The following is an 18,057-nucleotide window of genomic DNA, read 5'->3' as shown; positions in this document are numbered from 1 at the left end:
AATATTCAATTTTTCTGTAGCATTGGCACAATTTCTCATTTCATGTGTTTCTTTAAACAAAGAGCGCACAATGCGCTTTCCGTATTCAATGACTGAAGTACTTAAAGACCTTACGCCCCGGCAAATTGTCGCCGAACTTGACCAATACATTATCGGACAGCACGATGCAAAACGCAACGTAGCGATTGCGCTCCGAAACCGCTGGCGTCGTATGAACAGTGCGGCTGATATGCAGCGCGAAATTACGCCCAATAATATTCTGATGATTGGCGCGACTGGCGTCGGCAAAACCGAAATTGCCCGCCGACTGGCTAAAGTCGCCGATGCACCCTTTATTAAAGTCGAAGCCTCGAAATTTACCGAAGTCGGCTACGTGGGCCGGGATGTCGAAAGCATGGTTCGCGACCTGGTTGAGCAATCTGTCAATATGGTTCGAGCTGCCAAGAAAGAAGCCGTACAGGCGCGGGCGCAGCAACTTGTCGAAGATGTTATCCTGGATATTCTGATTCCGCCCGTTAAGCCAGCCAACGGTCAGATGGGTTTTGAAAACGAGAAAAAAGACCCTGATGCCGAGTTGAACGAACGTACCCGCGAACGGTTCCGCGACAAGATTCGCTCCGGCGAAATGGACGACCGCAAGATCGAAATTGATGTGCAGCAAAGTCAAACGCCCAACATCGGTGTGATGGGTGGTTCGGTCGATGATCTGTCGATGATGAACATCCAGGAGATGATTGGCGGCATGATGCCGAAACGCGGCAAAAAACGCAAGGTGACCATCGCCGAAGCCCGGACGATTTTGCTGGAGGAAGAAGCCGCCAAGCTTATCGACATGGACGAAGTGAAGGAAGAAGCCATTCGCAAAGCCGAAGACGCGGGTATCATTTTCATCGATGAAATTGACAAAGTAGCGTCGGCCCGATCGGGCAATGGCGGGGGCGGCCCCGATGTTAGCCGGGAAGGGGTGCAACGCGACTTGCTCCCGATTGTTGAAGGCAGCGCCGTAAATACCAAATACGGTGTCGTGCATACCGACCACATTCTGTTCATTGCGGCCGGTGCTTTCCACGTAGCCAAACCCAGTGACTTAATTCCTGAATTACAGGGACGTTTTCCAATCCGGGTCGAACTGCAAAGCCTGTCGGAAGACGATTTCTATCATATTCTGAAAGAGCCGAAGAATGCGCTCACCAAACAATACGTAGCGATGTTAGCGGCCGAGCAAGTCGAACTGACGTTTCAGGACGACGCCCTGCGCGAACTGGCCCGAATTGCCTTCGAGGTGAATGGCGAAGTGGAGAATATCGGTGCGCGTCGGTTACAGACTGTATTGAGCCACCTGATGAACGACTTTATGTTCGACATTCCCGACGTCATTGGTGCCAATGCCAAAGTTGTGGTAACAAAAGAACTGGTCGGCGAAAAACTCAATGGCCTGGTCAAGAACCGGGACTTAAGTCAGTTTATACTTTGATGTTTACGGTATTCGGTTTACGGAGGGCTAACGTGTAAGTAATCTCCTGCCGCACTGGCGGCCCGGTCAGCCCTCCGCAAACCGAATACCGTAAACCAACTTTTCCACTTGGTCAATGGCATGGTCAACATCAGCGCGTTTTCGGTCGGGAGGATCGAAGCGGTTGAATGGGCGCAGTTGCAGGACGAACGTCTCTTCGACAGCTTCGTCGTCAACTGGCGTGTAGAGTTTATGTGCCGCTACGTTCACCGGAAGCAAGCCGTGCCGGGATTTGAAGCGAGTTAGTATAAACGTCAACAGTTTTTCTATCGCTTCTACCGGAACAGCATCGGCTGGTACGAAGCGAACTTCGGCATGGTTTCGGTCGACGAGTGTTTGCTCTTCAGGCGAGAAATGCCCTTCGCAACTCGAAAACGTGCGAACCAGTCCGGTTGCATTCAGCGCATCAACCAACGGGCGAATCTTCGGTTCAATAGCTTCCATCAGGGTTCGTCATCCAGTAAAGCAACTTCATCGGCTTCATCCATTTTGTGACGTAGTGATGGCCGACTTTTCTGCCATAACCAGCCAATATACCCAACTGCCACCAGCGCCAGTACGCCCGACACCGCGAACGAAGCATCAATGCCCGCTTCACCCTCTACGTTATTGAGTAACCAGCCCGCACCCAGCGCACCAAGACCAATACCCGCTTCGAGGGCAATGTACATCGTTGCCATAGCCCGGCCACGGGTTTTCTCATCACTCAAATCAGCAGTCCAGGCCGTTACCGTTGGCGAGTTCATTCCCCACGACATGCCATAGACTATAGCCGATGTCCAGAACCAGGCGGGCGAATCGGTCAGGATCAAAAGCACCATTGACAACGCCAGCACGGCGGTCGAAATAAATAAGACCGGAAGGCGACCGTAGCGGTCTGAGGTTTTACTAAACACCAATCGAACCACCAGCGAGGCAACGGTATAGACCGTAAAAAACAATCCTTTGTTGGTTACTCCCAGCGATGCGCTCACTGCTGAAATCACGGTCAGGATTACCCCCGATGAAAAGGACTGCAACAAGAGTACGATAAACGGAGGCAGGGCATTTTTATCGAAAATCTCGTCTTTTTTCAACCGTAACAGACTAAAGCGAAACGGCTGCGTATTGACCAATGTTTCGGGCATCTGGAGGAGAATGCCGATGGACAGCAGCGCAAACGCCGACGACGTCCAGAACATTACGTTCATGGAAAAATCGGTGGCTAACCAACTGCCAATAGCCGGCCCCAACGACATACCCATGGCCGTAAACAGCCCCAGCATCCCCATGGCTTCACCCCGGCGATTGGCAGGTACTACGTCGGCCACGTAAGCCGATGTGGCCGTTGGCTTGGTGCCGGTCGAAAAGCCGTGAATAAGCCGGAGCGTCAGAAATCCGCCGACGGTCAGCAGGTACGGATATAAAAAACCGCAGATAAAGCAGACCAGCGACCCAAAGGCCATCACTGGCACCCGCCCAACCGTATCCGTAATTTTCCCGCTAAAGGGCCGCGATACTCCCGCCGTGAACGTAAACAACGCAATGATCAGCCCAATATATTCCTGACCGCCCAACCTGGTTAAGTAAGCGGGGAGTTCGGGTATCATCATTGAAAAACTAGCCGAAAACAGGAAGTTACTGATACACAGCAACCAGAACGCAACTGTGTAGAGTGATGTGCCGGACGAACTCCGGCCGGTAGAAACCTGACGAGCGATTGACAAAGTATACAGCGCCCCGTGGGGATTTGGTACTGGTAGCCGCAAAGTTAGCTTACTGCGCCGAACCTTCGCCCAAAATTGGGTAACAATGACCGAACGGCCTGTCAGGAGATTGCGACGATACAAAAACCTTCTCTGGAAAGAATAGAGTGATTGGTCGTGTTTTGCCATAAATTTGCACCACACTTAAACAGTGAAGAATGAAAAGTGTAGAATGAAGAATAAGCGTTGCCATTATCCAGTTCTTTATTCTACACTTTTCATTCTACATTCTACATTCTTTTCCCATGTCTCGTAATCTTCAAATTGGTCTGTTCCTTACCGTTTCCATCCTGCTCACTACGTTTACGTTTTACTTCTGGCAGGTGTTCAAAAGTCCCAATCTGTTAGTCCAGGATAACGACAAAACCTTTGCGCTGCTTATTCCGAGAGGCTCTACGTTCGAGTCGGTCATGGATACGCTGAAAACCCACAAGGTTATCAATGATGAGACGTCGTTTCGGTTTTTGGCCAAGATAATGAAGTACAATGAGCGTGTCAAAGAAGGGCGTTATGAGATTAAGCCCCGCATGGGTAACCGGGAAGCGCTGGTTAAACTCCGCAGCGGTAATCAGGATGCGATGCCCGTTACGTTCAACAGCATGCGGCAAAAAAGCGACTTGATTCAGCGGCTGGGCAGTAAGTTTGAATTTGGCTCCGACGCGCTGGGCCAGCTTCTCAACGATCCGGCTACGTGCCAGAAATTCGGCTTCGACACGACCACGATTGTTTGCATGTTTTTACCCAATACGTATGAGTTGTTCTGGACAATTAAGCCCGAAGCCCTCCTTGAACGTATGGGAAAGGAGTACAAGAAATTCTGGACGCCCGAACGTCAGGCAAAAGCGAAAGCCCTGGATCTGACCCAAACTCAGGTTCAGGTACTGGCTTCTATTGTAGCGGCCGAAACCAACAAGCGCGACGAGCAGCCGCGCGTGGCCGGTGTTTACCTGAACCGGCTTAAGCGGGGTATTAAACTGGAAGCCGACCCTACGGTGATTTTCGCCCTGCGCGATTTTGGCATCCGTCGCTTGCTGAACCGGCAGTTGACCGTCGATTCGCCTTACAATACGTATCGGTACGCTGGACTGCCTCCGGGACCCATTAACCTTCCGGCCCCGGCCACCATCGACAACGTATTGAATGCAGAACAGCACGATTACCTGTATTTCGTGGTCAATGCCAACTTTACTGGCTATCACACGTTCTCAAAAACCTTGTCTGAACACCTCGCCAATGCCCGCCTATACCAGCAGGCATTAACGCGGATGAAGATTATGAAATAAAAGTGAGTGAGTAAGTTGTAAGAAAATAAGTGGCAAGTAGCTGGCGCGACAAAACTTACCTACTTACAACTTACTTCACTTACAACTTACTTTTCCCTATGATTACTCACGACGTTACAAATATTCGAGTCCGGTATTACGATACCGATCAGATGGGTATTGTCTATTACGGCAACTACGCCCGATTCTACGAAATTGGTCGGGTGGAGACTCTTCGACACCTGGGGCTGGCGTATAAAAAAATGGAAGACGACGGCATTTCGATGCCCGTTTATGACCTCAGTTCCCGATTTATACGGCCCGCGAAATACGACGACCTGCTGACGATTCGTGTCACGATTCCGCAGTTGCCCAAAACCCGGTTGATGTTCAATTATGAGATTTTCAATCAGGATGGCCAGTTGCTCAATACGGGTCAGACCACGCTGGTGTTTGTCCGAAGCGATACGGGTCGCCCGTGCGCAGCGCCCCCCGATTTAGTGGAAGCTGCCAAACCTTTTTTTGAATCATAGGTTAAAAACAGTCAGTAGTCACGGTCCGCCGTTGCGGTCAGTCAATAGTCGACTGTGTTGACGATACCTTACGAATGACTACCGACTATTGACTGACGAGTAAACAAGCCGCTATGTTCGATAAAATAATGAGTATTAAGGCGTTGCGGAACACACGCATCTGGATGCGTTCCCATCATCCTTTCAACTCAAAGAATAACTGGTATGCGTTTCTGAAGAGCATGTTCACCAAAATTGCCGAGAACGATACCACCGAACGCGCGGCTTCCGTATCCTACAGTCTGATTCTGGCCATCTTCCCCACAGTTATCTTTTTCTTTACGCTCATCCCCTACATCCCCATTCATGATCTCGAAGACCAGGTTATGGGGTTTCTGAAGGAAGTGTTACCGGGCGATACGTTCAGTACGGTCAACACCACGATTCGCGATATTATCAGTCGTCCGCGGGGTGGCGTATTATCGTTAGGCTTCTTTCTGGCGCTGTATTCAGCTACGAGCGGCCTGGTGGCGCTCATGAATGCCTTTAATTCCTCCTACGAAACATCCGACAGACGAGGCTTTTTTGAACTTCGTGGCGTAGCTATCTTGCTGACAATTACCCTGGCCATTGCGCTTGTTCTGGCCATTATTGTCCTGATTATCGGGGGTATTGTGAGTGATTACCTCCTTAAATTTGGCATCCTCAACAATGTTATTTTCATTAATCTGCTGGCTATTGGGCGTTACCTAGTTGTCTTTGCTGTCTTCGTTGGCACCGTGTCAGTCATTTATCGCTTTGGGCCAGATGTGAACATGAAATGGGCCTTTATTATGCCGGGGGCGGTCACAGCCTCCCTGCTGATTGTGCTGACCACGCTGGGTTTTTCCTACTACGTATCCAACTTTGGTTCTTATAACAAACTCTACGGGTCTATTGGTACCCTGATTGCATTGATGATCTGGATAAACCTTATTTCATTGCTGCTCATTATTGGCTTTGACATGAATGTAGCGCTTTACAATCTCGAAGGAGATAAAGACCCGAGCGTAGCCGAGAAAACGATGGATGCCAGTTCGACGAATTGAAGGTAAGCTTTAGCACAGCAACAGTACTTTTAGCCAGCCTTACTTTTACAGAAAACCTTACAGGCTTTTTCCGCTTACTCAAAACTTGACCTGTCCCATTAGATCTACCCTTACTTTTGGGCTCATTAACAACGTATTAGCGTTAGATCAGCCGATTGATGTCAGCTTGATCCGCCCCATTTATTCTGTATGATTTCCGTTACTGGCCAATCCAATCCACTCCCGATGAGTCCTTACCTCAATCGGATAAAACCCTGGGTGACCGTTATCTGTACGAGTTATAATCATGAAGCTTACGTCGAGCAGGCGCTCCAGTCGGTTGTTGAGCAAGCGTATCCAAACGTTGAGTTAATCGTTATCGACAACGGTAGCATTGACCATACAGCCGAACGTATCGAGCAGTTCACTCAACAGCATCCTGCCATTCGTTTCATCCGTAACACGACCAATCAAGGCTTAAACCATGCCTTTAATCAGGGGTTAGCGCTGGCCGGAGGCCGCTATGTCATTGATCTTTCGGCTGACGATGTGCTACTCCCAGGCCGCATTGCCAAACAAACTGAATGTTTCGAACAGTTGGCTGGCCCCTACGCCGTTGTCTTTTCCAACGCAGCGTATATTGATCCGCAGGGAAAGAAAATCGGATTTCACTACGCCGTTGATAACCATGGTCACGCGTGTATGCCTGTCCCATCGGGTAACGTTTTCCAGAACATCCTGGAATCCTATTTCATCTGTACGCCCACGATGATGATGCGCCGGGACGTACTGAATGAACTGGGCGGTTACGACGAAACATTGACGTACGAAGATTTTGATTTCTGGGTACGGTCGTCCCGACTTTACCGCTACGCCTACGTGGATGAAGTGTTAACGCTAAAACGGCAACTACCTAACTCACTGTCGACGCAGGTAGTATTGCCCGACAATAATCTGCTACGGTCAACGCTGGCGGTGTGTTACAAAGCCTTCGACCGCTGCCTCACTCCCGACGAGTACCAGGCCCTGGCGGGACGTATCAGAAAATTTATGCGAAAAGCATTCTACGCTGAACAGTTTGACCTGGCTCTCCAATATGGCAAGCTCCTCCACCAGATTGTAAAGCCAGATTTGATGAGTTCGCTGGTTTTAGGGATGAGCCACTTGCACGTACCTGTCAACACGCTATATCGACACTACATAAAGTGGAAGGCAGCGGACCACTTATCGAAACCGGTTTAGGCAGTTATCCGTTATCCTAGTGAACAGGTATCAATGGACAAGCTTTTTATACGTTTCCATTGACGACCGTTTACAGATTAACTGCTCACTGAAAATGGCTGCTGAATTCATCAGATTGTATCCCAAAAACCCGGACCCACGTCGGATTGAACATATTGTGAAAGCCCTGCGCGATGGGGCGGTTATTATTTACCCAACCGACACAATTTATGGTATGGGTTGCGACATTCATAATACGCGTGCCGTTGAGCGCGTGGCTCGAATTAAGGGAATCAAGCCCACTAAAAACGACTTTTCGTTTATTTGTTATGATTTGAGCCACATCGCCGACTATGCCCGGGTAAGCAATCAGGCGTTTAAACTCATGAAGAAGATGTTGCCCGGCCCCTTTACGTTTATCCTTGAAGCCACTGGCAACGTACCAAAACTGCTGAATACGAATAAGAAAACCGTAGGTATTCGCGTTCCGGATAACGACATCCCACGTCAGATTGTGCATGAGCTTGGTAACCCAATTATAACGACTTCAATCCGGGATGAGGATGAAATAATTGAGTATTCCACTGATCCTGAGTTGATTTTCGAGAAATTCCAACATCAGGTAGATATTGTCGTTGATGGTGGCTATGGAGGGAACGTAGCATCGACCATCGTTGACGCCACGGATGATGACTTTTCGGTTATTCGTCAGGGGTTAGGTGAATTAGTACTTTGAAAAGTTACTTTAAGACTCTATACTTGCAACGTAGGGTTAATATTCCTTCAAAAAGGAATGTAACCCTTTTTTTATGAATCATTTATAACTTATCATATTAGTATGCGTTTTTCACTGGCCACATTCTCTTTAGTGGCTCTATGGCAACTCAGTAGTTGCTCTACTCAATCTAAACAGGACGATACGTCTAAAGCAGGTACCTCTATAACCAAAACATCGGCGGACACAGATACAACTGCTGATTCGTCGGAAACGGGTTCCATTTCGTCAGTCCGGGCCGTTTCGACGGGCGACTCCACGCTCGACTCGCTGACCTATGCACCTCCTTCCGGCGCCCTGCTTCCCAAATACCGCATTTTTGCTTACTATGGTAACCCACACTCCAAGAAGATGGGCGCGTTGGGTAAATATCCAAAAGAGGAAATGCTGCAACGGCTTGATAATGAAATTAAAAACTGGCAAAAAGCCGATCCGGCCACGCCCATTCAACCCGCCCTCCACTTAGTCGCTACGTCGGCGCAGGGATTGCCGGGCAAGGATGGTGGCTACCGGATGCGGATGTCAGATAAAACGATCAAGAAAGTCCTGAAATGGGGAAACGAGCATAAAGCCATTGTATTTCTGGATATTCAGCGAGGTCATGCTCCGCTTGGCCCGGAAATGGAGTATATGAAGAAATACCTCAAACTGCCATTCGTTCATCTGGGTATCGACCCGGAGTTCTCCATGGTTACGGGTGCCAAACCCGGCACCAAAATCGGGAGTTATGATGCGGCTGACGTGAATCAGGCCGTGCAGTTTCTGAGCAAAATCGTTCGGGAAAATAAGCTGCCCCCCAAAGTGCTGGTGGTGCACCGTTTCACCCAGGGTATGATTAAAAACTATAAAAACATTAAACTCGACCCGAACGTCCAGATTGTCATGGACATGGATGGCTGGGGACCGCCAGTACTCAAAAAAGACTCTTATCACGATTATATTCAGAAAGAGCCCGTTCAGTACACAGGCTTCAAACTGTTCTACGAAAACGATTTTCGCAAACCAGGCTCCCGCATTATGACGCCCGAAGAAGTACTGGCGCTCGATCCAAAACCGATGTATATTCAATACCAATAAGCTGACTGATAGATCAACTCATTCGTTATCACAAAAAAAGCCCTGGCAATGCTGCCAGGGCTTTTTTTGTGATAACGAATTTTATAAAATCCACGAAGAAAACAGACCATTTGGTAAGGTGAAACGAAGATAAAAGCAAAAAATTTTTACCGTTAAATCAAAAAATAATTCCAGTTGATCAAAACACCTGAATTCAGCGTCAAAACGTCTATATTCGGCTCAATAAGGCCATTTTCTGTATAATCAGCATCCACTAGGATTTAGTGTAACCAATATGATTGTATTTAGGCATCTCCCTAGATAAGATCCTACAGTTGATTATCGTAATTTGCTTTGTTACCTTGACGGCTGTAGCTCACACTACGGTCTTATCATTACTTTTATCTTACCTATCAATCCCTTTTTTATGTCAAACATTTTACGAAACAAAAGTCTGATTGCACTCGTAATTAGCCTCCTGCTCTGGAAACCGTTTATTGGTTTCGGGCAAACTACACTCAAGGAAGCGGCCAAAGCGGCCAAACTCACACCTGCACTGTTTAACATTCAGGCCAAAGGAACGGCTCAGAAAAGTAGTAACCTCCGGCAAGCGGCTCCATCGGATGGTGTCCTGGAGGAAAACAACACCACCGGGTTGACAAGGGTGGATCGTACCATCGTTCGTGATGGCAAGATTGCCATTGAAGCCATCTCAAATGACGCTGATGGACAGGCCCTACTTAACGAACTGCAAGCCATGGGGCTGACGGGTGGTAAGTATTTTCAGCGTATCGTTTTCGGCTATTTCCCCATCAACAAATTAGACCAGCTTAAAAACGTGGCTAGTCTGCACGTAGCACGGCCCTCCTATGCGCCCCTCCGGAATGCAGGAAAAGTTAACTCCCAGGGTGATAAAGCCATGCGGTCTGACGTTGCCCGGCAAACATTTAACGTAACGGGAGCTGGCAACAAAGTCGGAGTTTTATCCGATTCGTACAATGCGCTTGGGGGAGCACCTGATGGCGTAGCCTCCGGCGACTTACCACCCAATGTTCAGGTACTGGAAGAGATTGATGACTTAACGAATGGTTCAGACGAAGGCCGGGCTATGGCCGAAATCGTTCATGATGTGGCTCCTGGCGCAGACATTGCTTTCAATTCGGCATTTAATGGCCAGGTCGGTTTTGCTCTTGGTATTATAAACCTGGCCAAAGCAGGTTGCAATATTATCGTGGATGATATCTTCTATTTTGCCGAGCCATTTTTTCAGGACGGTATTATCGCTCAAGCTGTTGACTACGTAAAGGCGCGTAACGTCACGTACTTCTCGTCGGCCGGCAATTCTGCCCGTAAATCCTACACCAGCCAATTCCTGAATTCAGGCAGACCAAGTCCAAGCAGTTCAACATTTACCGTTGAAGGCCAGGCCCATAACTTTGGTAATGGTGCGATAACCCAAAAAATTACGATTCCAGCGGGTGGCGAATTTTTCCCTATTTTCCAGTGGAGCGATCCTTTCTATTCGACCAGTATAGAAGAAGGAAGCCCCAAAGGTGCTCAGACGGATATGGACATTTATGTTTATTATCAGGGTGTGCTCCAAGTAGGCTTATCGAGTTTTGGGAATAATCTGAACGATGATCCCATCGAAGGTGTCGACATTGTTAACAACTCAAGGGCTCCAATTGAAATTGAAATTGCCCTTGTAAAATATGCCGGTCCTGATCCAAAGCTTATCAAGTGGATCGATTATGGCTCCGGTGCTACGTATCAGTTTGCGACCAACAGCAGTACAACGGTTGGACACGCCAATGCCGCCGGTGCTATTGCCGTTGGTGCGGTTCGCTGGTCGCAAACACCCGAATTCAACCCTGCATTGCAGGCGCCTGTTATTGAAACGTTCTCCTCAGCCGGTGGTACGCCCATTCTGTTTACAACTTATGGTCAACCAATTCCGTCGGTTACCCGGCTGAAGCCCGAAATTTCAGCCGCTGATGGTGGTAATACTACGTTCTTTGGCCAGGCATTTCCGGGTGGCGATGGGGATAACTTCCCGAACTTCTTCGGAACGTCGGCAGCGGCTCCTCATGCAGCCGCAGTAGCCGCACTGCTTCAGGAAAAAACTAAAAACAGCCTGTCACCCGACGAGGTGCTGTTACGCCTGCGAACAACGGCTATTGATATGGATGATCCATTGACACCTGGATTCGATACCGGCTTTGACTTCCGTACAGGCTTTGGTTTTATTCAGGCCGACAAAGCGCTGACATTTGGTCAACCCCTGGTGTTACTTCAGCCGCTTTATGACTGCCAGACAGGTAGAATAACGATCCTGACCAGCGGTGGTAATGGTTCTCCGATTACGTTCACCGCTCCCGGCGTTATCCGCACCTCCCCTACCAGCACAACGGGGATTGTGGAAGCTGGACTACGTAACGACCCGAAAAACATAATCATTACGGCGATGCAGGGCAGCGTGAAAGTGGTATATGACTTCAACTTTGATGCGTACTGCAAAAATCAAAACAGAGCCCGTGTAGCGGCCAATGAGGTGGGTAGCAATTTGCAGGTGATGGTAAAAGGGAACCCAATTGCTACCGACCGGGTAGAGATTGAAGTGAGAGGTGTTGAAGGCCAACCCCTTAAACTACAGGTGAGCAACAGCCTGGGTGAATTAACCGGCAGTCAGTCGATAGAAATGGCTGAAGCCGTAGAAAGCCACAAAGTTTCACTTGGCCGTGCTCCGGGCTTATATTTCCTGCAAGTGAGCACCCCAACACAAAGCAGGACGGTTAAAATCATTCGCCACCAATAGGGCGTAATTGGCGTATAAAGTTTTTGACACGTACGCTTTTTCTTTACTCTTTCATAAGGCTACTCAATTGTTGAGTAGCCTTATTTTTCTTATCCAGTTTTGGATGGGCTGAAGTTCATCGACCGAGTTGCTTTCGCGCTCAGAAATAGCCTAAAGTTACCGGCCTTCATCCTTGTGTTCTTTATCAGCATTTCCCCGCACAATATGTCCCAATAAACTAACGGCTGATGAATTGGAATCGACTAAAAATAGATTTTCAGCTAAATCTCGAATCATTCTGCTCAAAGAGCTTCGAACGGCATCAATCTTCATCGGATTACACTAATTTCTTCTCGTAGGCCATAAACCGCAGACCGGGTCGGAAACCAAGGGTGATTTCTCCGGCGTATTGATACCCTAATTTGGGGAACAGTTTTTGAGTGGCCTGATTTTCGGAGTTTGTATCAATGCGCAGGAACGAAATACCTCGATCAATCGCCAACTGCTCGGCCTGAGTCAGGAGCGCAGCCGCAACGCCCTGCCCCCGAAATGCCGGGTCTACGGCCAGCCGATGCGTTACAATAGCCCGCTGGCTGAGATCGAAGCCAACCTGTGCATATTCGGGCTCCTGGTCTTCGGTGAGGGCGGCCAGACCGGCAAGTTGTCCATCTATATCGGCAACCCAAAGTTGCCCTTTGGCAATATCCTGACCAAAAACGGTTTCGTTCGGATAATGCGCATCCCACTGAAAGTTACCGGCTTCGCGCATCAGCGGCACAATACGTTGAATAAGGGTCATTAGTGCCGGAAGATCGGCGGTGGTTGCTTGGCGAACGGTCATTAGGCGTAAATTGATAATTCACCGCAAATAAGGTATTTTGCCGATAGTTAACCAAGACCAGGACAGTGATGAAATTGATATTTCTGGTTGTACAATGATATTACCGAAGGAAAGAGATCCGAGATTTATCACTCTAAGACGGGGTGGGACCTTAACCGATTCAACGCATCATTTATTGGCATTATGGGCGGCCACCTGCGCAGAGCACGTATTGCACCTGTTTGAGCAAGCCAACGCTGACGATAAACGACCCAGACAAGCCATTGAATTAACTCGGGCATGGGTAAACGGAGAGATACCCATGAAACAAGCACATAAAGCAGCGTTTGCGGCAAACGCTGCGGCAAAAGGCATGTCTGACGCGGCTAAGTTTGCCGCACTGGCCGCTGGCCAGGCCGTGGCGGTGGCTCATGTGGCAGCCCATGAACTGGGTGCCGCTGCCTACGCCATCCGAGCTGTGAGGGAGTCGGTTGACGAAAATGAGCAGGATAAACTGGGACTAAAAGAATGTCGATGGCAGCGGGACCAGCTTCCGGATGCTATTCGTGAACTGGTTCTTGATGATCAAACATTAAGAAATCACCTCTGTTGGTTTGTATTCAACTGTTGATCTGACAACATAAGCCATCAAGCCCCAGCATACGGCTGAGTAGAGGCCCGAAAAGAGCATGGTATAAAACTTGCTATCAAACTGTTGGGCCGGTCCAGCAAACATCGGAAGCCCTGCCAGGCTGGATGTTAGTGCCGTTATGGGTAACCATAGGCCAACCGCTAAGGGTACATATCGTTTCCAGCTCTGCAATCTGCCTACCCGAGCTATGGTGATGCCAACTAGCAACATAGTAAGCATACTGATGGGCCAGAAGGCATCCAGAAACCAGTATAAACGTGTGTTGGCCCAAGGCTGGATAGCCTGATAGATATTCCAGAAGTTGGCTAAGGTAAGCGTCACTAAGTTGGCCCGGATAATAAAACGTCCAAAGAACGAGTTACCCGTGGCATTCAATCGGATAAGCCCAACCAGACTAGCCATCCAGGTTAGCATAAATACGAATCCACTCAAGCCATCAAAGGCGGTTTTTGCCAGCCCGGGATAAAGCACTGGAAGTAACATGCTTAGTAGAAAAGCAGGGGCACCAGCTAAACCAAAGGTGCCAAGCGTGCGATTGTTCATAAAGGTGAGGTTGTTCGGTGTTGTCAGCACTCATTGAGGCCCAAAATTGATCGTCAACGAGTCTGGATTCAACGCCCTGTCGCACCAACTGAACTAATCGCGTTATAAACTGGCGGTACGCCTGAATAAATTGTATGGAAGCGATCAGATACAAGAAAACCGATAGCGAGTCGACCGGTTTACTTCCCCTGCTTCAACATCTCAACCACCAGAGACAATTCATTGACCGTTGTTTCGGGATCACCGGAGTAACCGACGTGTCGGTAACGCACGCGCCCGTTCGGCCCGATTACCACTTTCGTGGGAATACCCTGTACTTTGTAGGATTTGGCTACCTTCTGCTGGGTGTCAAGCGGCACGACAAATGGATATGGGTTCCTGTTCATGAAATTATGTACGCGCTGTAGCGGCCCGCCTTCGCGTGTGTTGACGAACAGAAATTTAACGTTTTCGTCGTTCTGGAAACGCGTTTGGGCTTCCTGCATGGCCGGAAATGACGCTACGCACGGCCCACACCAGGTTGCCCAGAAATCCAGCACGACCACCTTACCCCGTAGCGCCGACGATGAAATGGTTCGCCCCTTCAGGTCGGTGAGTGAGAAGGCGGGCGCCGGTTCGTTGATGAGCAATTGCCGTAGTTCGTCCATTTGCTCCGCCTTCAGGTCGGATTCCAGGTCGGCCAGATAGGCATCTGCTTTGGCACCGGTGTTGCCGGGTTGTTTGGCATACCAGTCGTGCAGAGTCGTTTTAAGGGAAGGTGTCACCTTGCCAACCTGCACGGCAGATTCGATGAAGGGGCGGGCGTCATTAGCGTGATTCGTACGTAGCGCGCTAAGGAAATAGCGCTCATTGGTACGTGGGTCACTATTCTCTACATCCTCGGGATTGATAACGTCCTGATAGGCCGTATAGGCTTCGGTATATTTTTCCTGTTGTAGTAGCGCCAAAGCATAGGCGTTCATCAGATGCCGGTGCCGAACTTGTTTTTCGACTTCCCAATTACCCGTTACGCTGGCTGGTTTCGGCTGCGTTTTTAGCACAGCTATGCCCCGTTTGGCCAACTGCTCAGCTTCAGGCAGCGACCGGCGTTCTTCAGCTAATTGATTCGCCATTGTGCTCAACATCAGCACATCTAGTTGCGCCGGAGATTGCTGATCAACGAACGTTAATAGTCCCTTTATGTCGTTGTTTTTAAAATAGCCATCCGTCATCATAACCGTCAGAGCGGGCAGAAGCGTGGACGTTGGAAAATCTTTGGCGAAGGCCAGGTAAGCCGTCTTTTTGCGAGTCCAGTCGGTTTCACTGCGAATCGCCATCGAGCGATCTTTCTGCATAAGCGAACCTGCCGGATCTACCGCTTTCTGTCGCTCCCGGAGGGCGTTGGCCTTCGGAAAATCACCAATGCTTTCATACAACTGAGCGCCATCCATCAACTCAGCAACGGTTGGCGTGGTCCGGGAAGCCAGATACGACTCAATGCCAGCTTTTACTTTTGGACCATAACCGGGCTTCTTTTGCTTCACTAATGCGGCCAGATAATCGGCCCAATATTGAGAGCGCACCTCAGGATGAAGCAGCATTTCATGTTCATACAACGTAGCGACCCAGTTTGGATCAGAACGGGCACCCGCTTCGTATAGATAGTGACTTCGGGTAAAAACGGATGCCTGTCCGCCAATGGCGTGGGGAACCGTTCGACCTGATGCATCACAAATCGGAATTACGTAAAGCTGACCTTTATTGACATCCGTGCGATTCGGCACTTTACTGTTCCGAAACAGCAGCATAGTTCCAGTCACCTCTTTTGCCGACGCAGGCAGTTGACCAACATAATCGTTCCCCTGCCGAATCAACGTAACGGTTGCCGGACGGCTCAGTTGCATCATGTTGGGGGCACCATACCGAACGTATCGACCTTCGAGCGTACTGTCTTTGGCTAAGGGCGTCGTTTGGGGTGAATACGTAAACGAAACAGGCTGTCCAACCTGCGGTTTTTCTGGTGAAAAACAGAATTGAGCGGTAGCTGGCAGACAAGTAACCGCTATCAAAAGTAAGGAAAAGAAAGGCTTCGTATTCATACTGAATGACTTAACAGCTATGTATCCAGGTAAAATCTAACTATTTTTTAAACACAAAGACACAGCGTACACTAAGACTTAAGATCGTTTTTTAACTATTTACCTCTATGTTCTCTGTGCATCTGTGTTTAAAAATCAATGTTGATATTTATTTATACCAGTACCGGTTCTTCTTTTTGCACGGGCTTCGACACGGCCCATAAGCCTATGAACGTAAATAAACCATTGAGCAGCAGGCGCTCAAAGCCAAACTGATACCCGCCAAACCAGGCCGCTGAATTCTCATTGACAACGTAGGTAAACACAGGAGACGCCAGACAAATAAATGGCACAACGCGATCCATAACCGGACGTTTGCTAAAAATACCGAAGGCATAAAGTCCCAAAAGCGGCCCATAGGTATAGCCCGCAATATCGAAAACAGCCGTAATAACTTCCTTACTGTTGAGTTGTCTAAAAGCGATGATAACGACGTAGAAAAGCAGTGAAAATCCGATGTGAACAATTTGCTTAATCCGTGACCGCTCAGCTTCGGGCCGTTTTTCGACGTTCATAAAATCCACGCAGAATGAAGTCGTCAGTGCGGTTAATGCCGAATCGGCGCTGGCATACGTAGCGGCCGTGATGCCGAGCAGGAACGTAATACCAACTACCAAACCGAGATGATTCAGCGCCAGCAGTGGGTACAGATCATCGGTTTTTGTGGGAATGGCAATACCTTCCCGTTGCGCAAAAACGTAGAGCAATACGCCGAGTGACAGAAACATAAAATTGACAAATACCAGCGTAACGGTAAACCAGAACATATTTTTCTGAGCCTCGCCGATGTTCTTACACGTCAGGTTTTTCTGCATCAAATCCTGATCTAGGCCTGTCATGACAATGGCAATGAAGGCTCCTGAGATGAACTGTTTGAAGAAATTCTTGGGGTCGTTGGCATCCCAATAAAATACCTGCGACATCGGACTGGCTTTCACGGTCTGAACTAATTCACCAAACGAGAGACCCAATTCTTTTGAAATAAGTACGATCGTTAATACGACAGCCGTAACCAGAAACACGGTCTGGAGCGTATCGGTCACAATGATCGTTTTAACGCCCCCTTTGAAAGTGTACACCCAGATCAGTCCAATTGTAATCAGTACCGACACTTCAAATGGGATGCCCAGTGCATTAAACAAGGCTATCTGTAAAACGCCAGCCGCTACATAGAGCCGAACGGCCGAGCCAACTGTCCGGGCTAATAGAAAGAACCCTGCCCCGGTTTTATAGGACCAGAAGCCAAAGCGTTTTTCGAGGTACCCGTAGATGGAAATAAGGTTTAACCGGTAGTAGAGCGGCATCAGCACCGTACCAATCACGATGTAGCCGATAATGTAGCCAAGGACGACCTGGAAGTACGAAAATCCAATCTTCCCGACGGCACCCGGCACCGAAATGAACGTAACGCCCGAAAGCGACGTACCGATCATTCCAAACGCTACTAACCACCAGGGCGACTGCCGGTTGGCCGTAAAAAAAGCGTTAGTGTCGGCTCCGCGGGCGGTATAGAAAGAAACAGCAATCAGCATCCCGAAGTAGGCAATCAGGATCACTAAAGCGAGGGTGGTATTCATGCGAAATGAGGCAACTTTTCAGGCCAAAAAGGGGTTCTTTTATTACGCGGCAATGGTTTTAAAGATGGCCATTTTGCCGTAAATTTGCTAAGTAAACACGCATTTAACTCCCATGCAACCTTTTGAAGAAAACGATTGGTCGACCAATGTAGATGTACTCGACGAAGTAGTTGAAACCGACGTTCATAACCTCGTGGTCTTCAACGATGAAGTCAATACGTTCGACCACGTAATCGAAACATTGATAGATGTCTGCGCGCATACGCCCGAACAGGCCGAGCAATGTACGCTTCTTATTCATTACAAAGGCAAATGCTCTGTCAAGAACGGATCATGGGAAGAACTCGTCCCAATGCGTAACGAAATTTGCCGTCGGGGCATCTCAGCGGAAGTATTGAATTAA

General features: G+C 48.8%; 16 protein-coding genes. 10 read left to right on the top strand and 6 right to left on the bottom strand.

Features of this window, described 5'->3' with window-relative positions:
* The first annotated feature begins 88 nt into the window (after positions 1-88).
* Complete coding sequence (gene hslU / locus ACYVEA_RS31580; RefSeq protein WP_461117360.1) at positions 89-1,474, top strand: ATP-dependent protease ATPase subunit HslU; 1,386 nt, start codon at positions 89-91, stop codon at positions 1,472-1,474.
* 66 nt (positions 1,475-1,540) lie between these two features.
* Here the strand turns inward: hslU and ACYVEA_RS31575 are convergent, their stop codons facing one another.
* Positions 1,541-1,957 (bottom strand): hypothetical protein, encoded by a 417-nt coding sequence (locus ACYVEA_RS31575; RefSeq protein WP_461117359.1) that lies wholly within the window; start codon positions 1,955-1,957, stop codon positions 1,541-1,543.
* Positions 1,957-3,387 carry an MFS transporter gene (locus ACYVEA_RS31570; protein ID WP_461117358.1) on the bottom strand — a complete coding sequence of 477 codons (1,431 nt, stop codon included), beginning with the start codon at positions 3,385-3,387 and terminating at the stop codon, positions 1,957-1,959. Before ACYVEA_RS31570 ends, ACYVEA_RS31575 begins: the two co-directional genes overlap by 1 nt.
* A gap of 116 nt (positions 3,388-3,503) precedes the next feature.
* On the opposite strand from ACYVEA_RS31570, the gene mltG reads away from it, so the two are divergent.
* From mltG to ACYVEA_RS31535, 7 genes are all read left to right on the top strand, one after another.
* Positions 3,504-4,541, top strand: a complete 1,038-nt coding sequence (mltG, locus tag ACYVEA_RS31565; protein WP_461117357.1) for an endolytic transglycosylase MltG — start codon at positions 3,504-3,506, stop codon at positions 4,539-4,541.
* 98 nt (positions 4,542-4,639) lie between these two features.
* Positions 4,640-5,053, top strand: coding sequence for an acyl-CoA thioesterase (locus ACYVEA_RS31560; protein WP_461117356.1), 414 nt, complete (start codon positions 4,640-4,642; stop codon positions 5,051-5,053).
* Between the two features lie 113 nt (positions 5,054-5,166).
* Entirely contained in the window at positions 5,167-6,120 is a 954-nt protein-coding gene (locus tag ACYVEA_RS31555) for a YihY/virulence factor BrkB family protein (RefSeq protein WP_461117355.1), read from the top strand.
* A 189-nt stretch (positions 6,121-6,309) separates the two neighbouring features.
* On the top strand, positions 6,310-7,341 hold the full coding sequence (locus ACYVEA_RS31550; RefSeq protein ID WP_461117354.1) for a glycosyltransferase family 2 protein: 1,032 nt from the start codon (positions 6,310-6,312) through the stop codon (positions 7,339-7,341).
* Between the two features lie 94 nt (positions 7,342-7,435).
* Positions 7,436-8,056 (top strand): L-threonylcarbamoyladenylate synthase, encoded by a 621-nt coding sequence (locus tag ACYVEA_RS31545; RefSeq protein ID WP_461117353.1) that lies wholly within the window; start codon positions 7,436-7,438, stop codon positions 8,054-8,056.
* Between the two features lie 102 nt (positions 8,057-8,158).
* A complete protein-coding gene (locus ACYVEA_RS31540) occupies positions 8,159-9,172 on the top strand; it encodes a hypothetical protein (protein WP_461117352.1) in 1,014 nt (337 codons plus the stop codon).
* Between the two features lie 406 nt (positions 9,173-9,578).
* A complete protein-coding gene (locus ACYVEA_RS31535; protein ID WP_461117351.1) occupies positions 9,579-11,966 on the top strand; it encodes a S8 family peptidase in 2,388 nt (795 codons plus the stop codon).
* 316 nt (positions 11,967-12,282) lie between these two features.
* Here the strand turns inward: ACYVEA_RS31535 and ACYVEA_RS31530 are convergent, their stop codons facing one another.
* Positions 12,283-12,786 carry a GNAT family N-acetyltransferase gene (locus ACYVEA_RS31530; RefSeq protein ID WP_461117350.1) on the bottom strand — a complete coding sequence of 168 codons (504 nt, stop codon included), beginning with the start codon at positions 12,784-12,786 and terminating at the stop codon, positions 12,283-12,285.
* 94 nt (positions 12,787-12,880) lie between these two features.
* Here ACYVEA_RS31530 and ACYVEA_RS31525 point away from each other — a divergent pair, with 94 nt between their 5' ends.
* A complete protein-coding gene (locus ACYVEA_RS31525) occupies positions 12,881-13,396 on the top strand; it encodes a putative immunity protein (protein ID WP_461117349.1) in 516 nt (171 codons plus the stop codon).
* Here ACYVEA_RS31525 and ACYVEA_RS31520 read toward each other — a convergent pair.
* The 3 genes from ACYVEA_RS31520 to ACYVEA_RS31510 form a co-directional block, all read right to left on the bottom strand.
* Complete coding sequence (locus tag ACYVEA_RS31520) at positions 13,358-13,960, bottom strand: hypothetical protein (protein ID WP_461117348.1); 603 nt, start codon at positions 13,958-13,960, stop codon at positions 13,358-13,360. The genes ACYVEA_RS31525 and ACYVEA_RS31520 overlap by 39 nt on opposite strands.
* A gap of 179 nt (positions 13,961-14,139) precedes the next feature.
* A complete protein-coding gene (locus ACYVEA_RS31515) occupies positions 14,140-16,038 on the bottom strand; it encodes a TlpA family protein disulfide reductase (protein WP_461117347.1) in 1,899 nt (632 codons plus the stop codon).
* A gap of 152 nt (positions 16,039-16,190) precedes the next feature.
* Positions 16,191-17,654 (bottom strand): sodium:solute symporter, encoded by a 1,464-nt coding sequence (locus ACYVEA_RS31510; protein ID WP_461117346.1) that lies wholly within the window; start codon positions 17,652-17,654, stop codon positions 16,191-16,193.
* A gap of 112 nt (positions 17,655-17,766) precedes the next feature.
* Here ACYVEA_RS31510 and ACYVEA_RS31505 point away from each other — a divergent pair, with 112 nt between their 5' ends.
* Complete coding sequence (locus ACYVEA_RS31505; protein ID WP_093825058.1) at positions 17,767-18,057, top strand: ATP-dependent Clp protease adaptor ClpS; 291 nt, start codon at positions 17,767-17,769, stop codon at positions 18,055-18,057.

Source organism: Spirosoma jeollabukense (genome assembly GCF_054777855.1).
The sequence above is the reverse complement of the archived record's forward strand: the minus strand, read 5'-3'. Positions and strand labels throughout refer to the sequence as shown.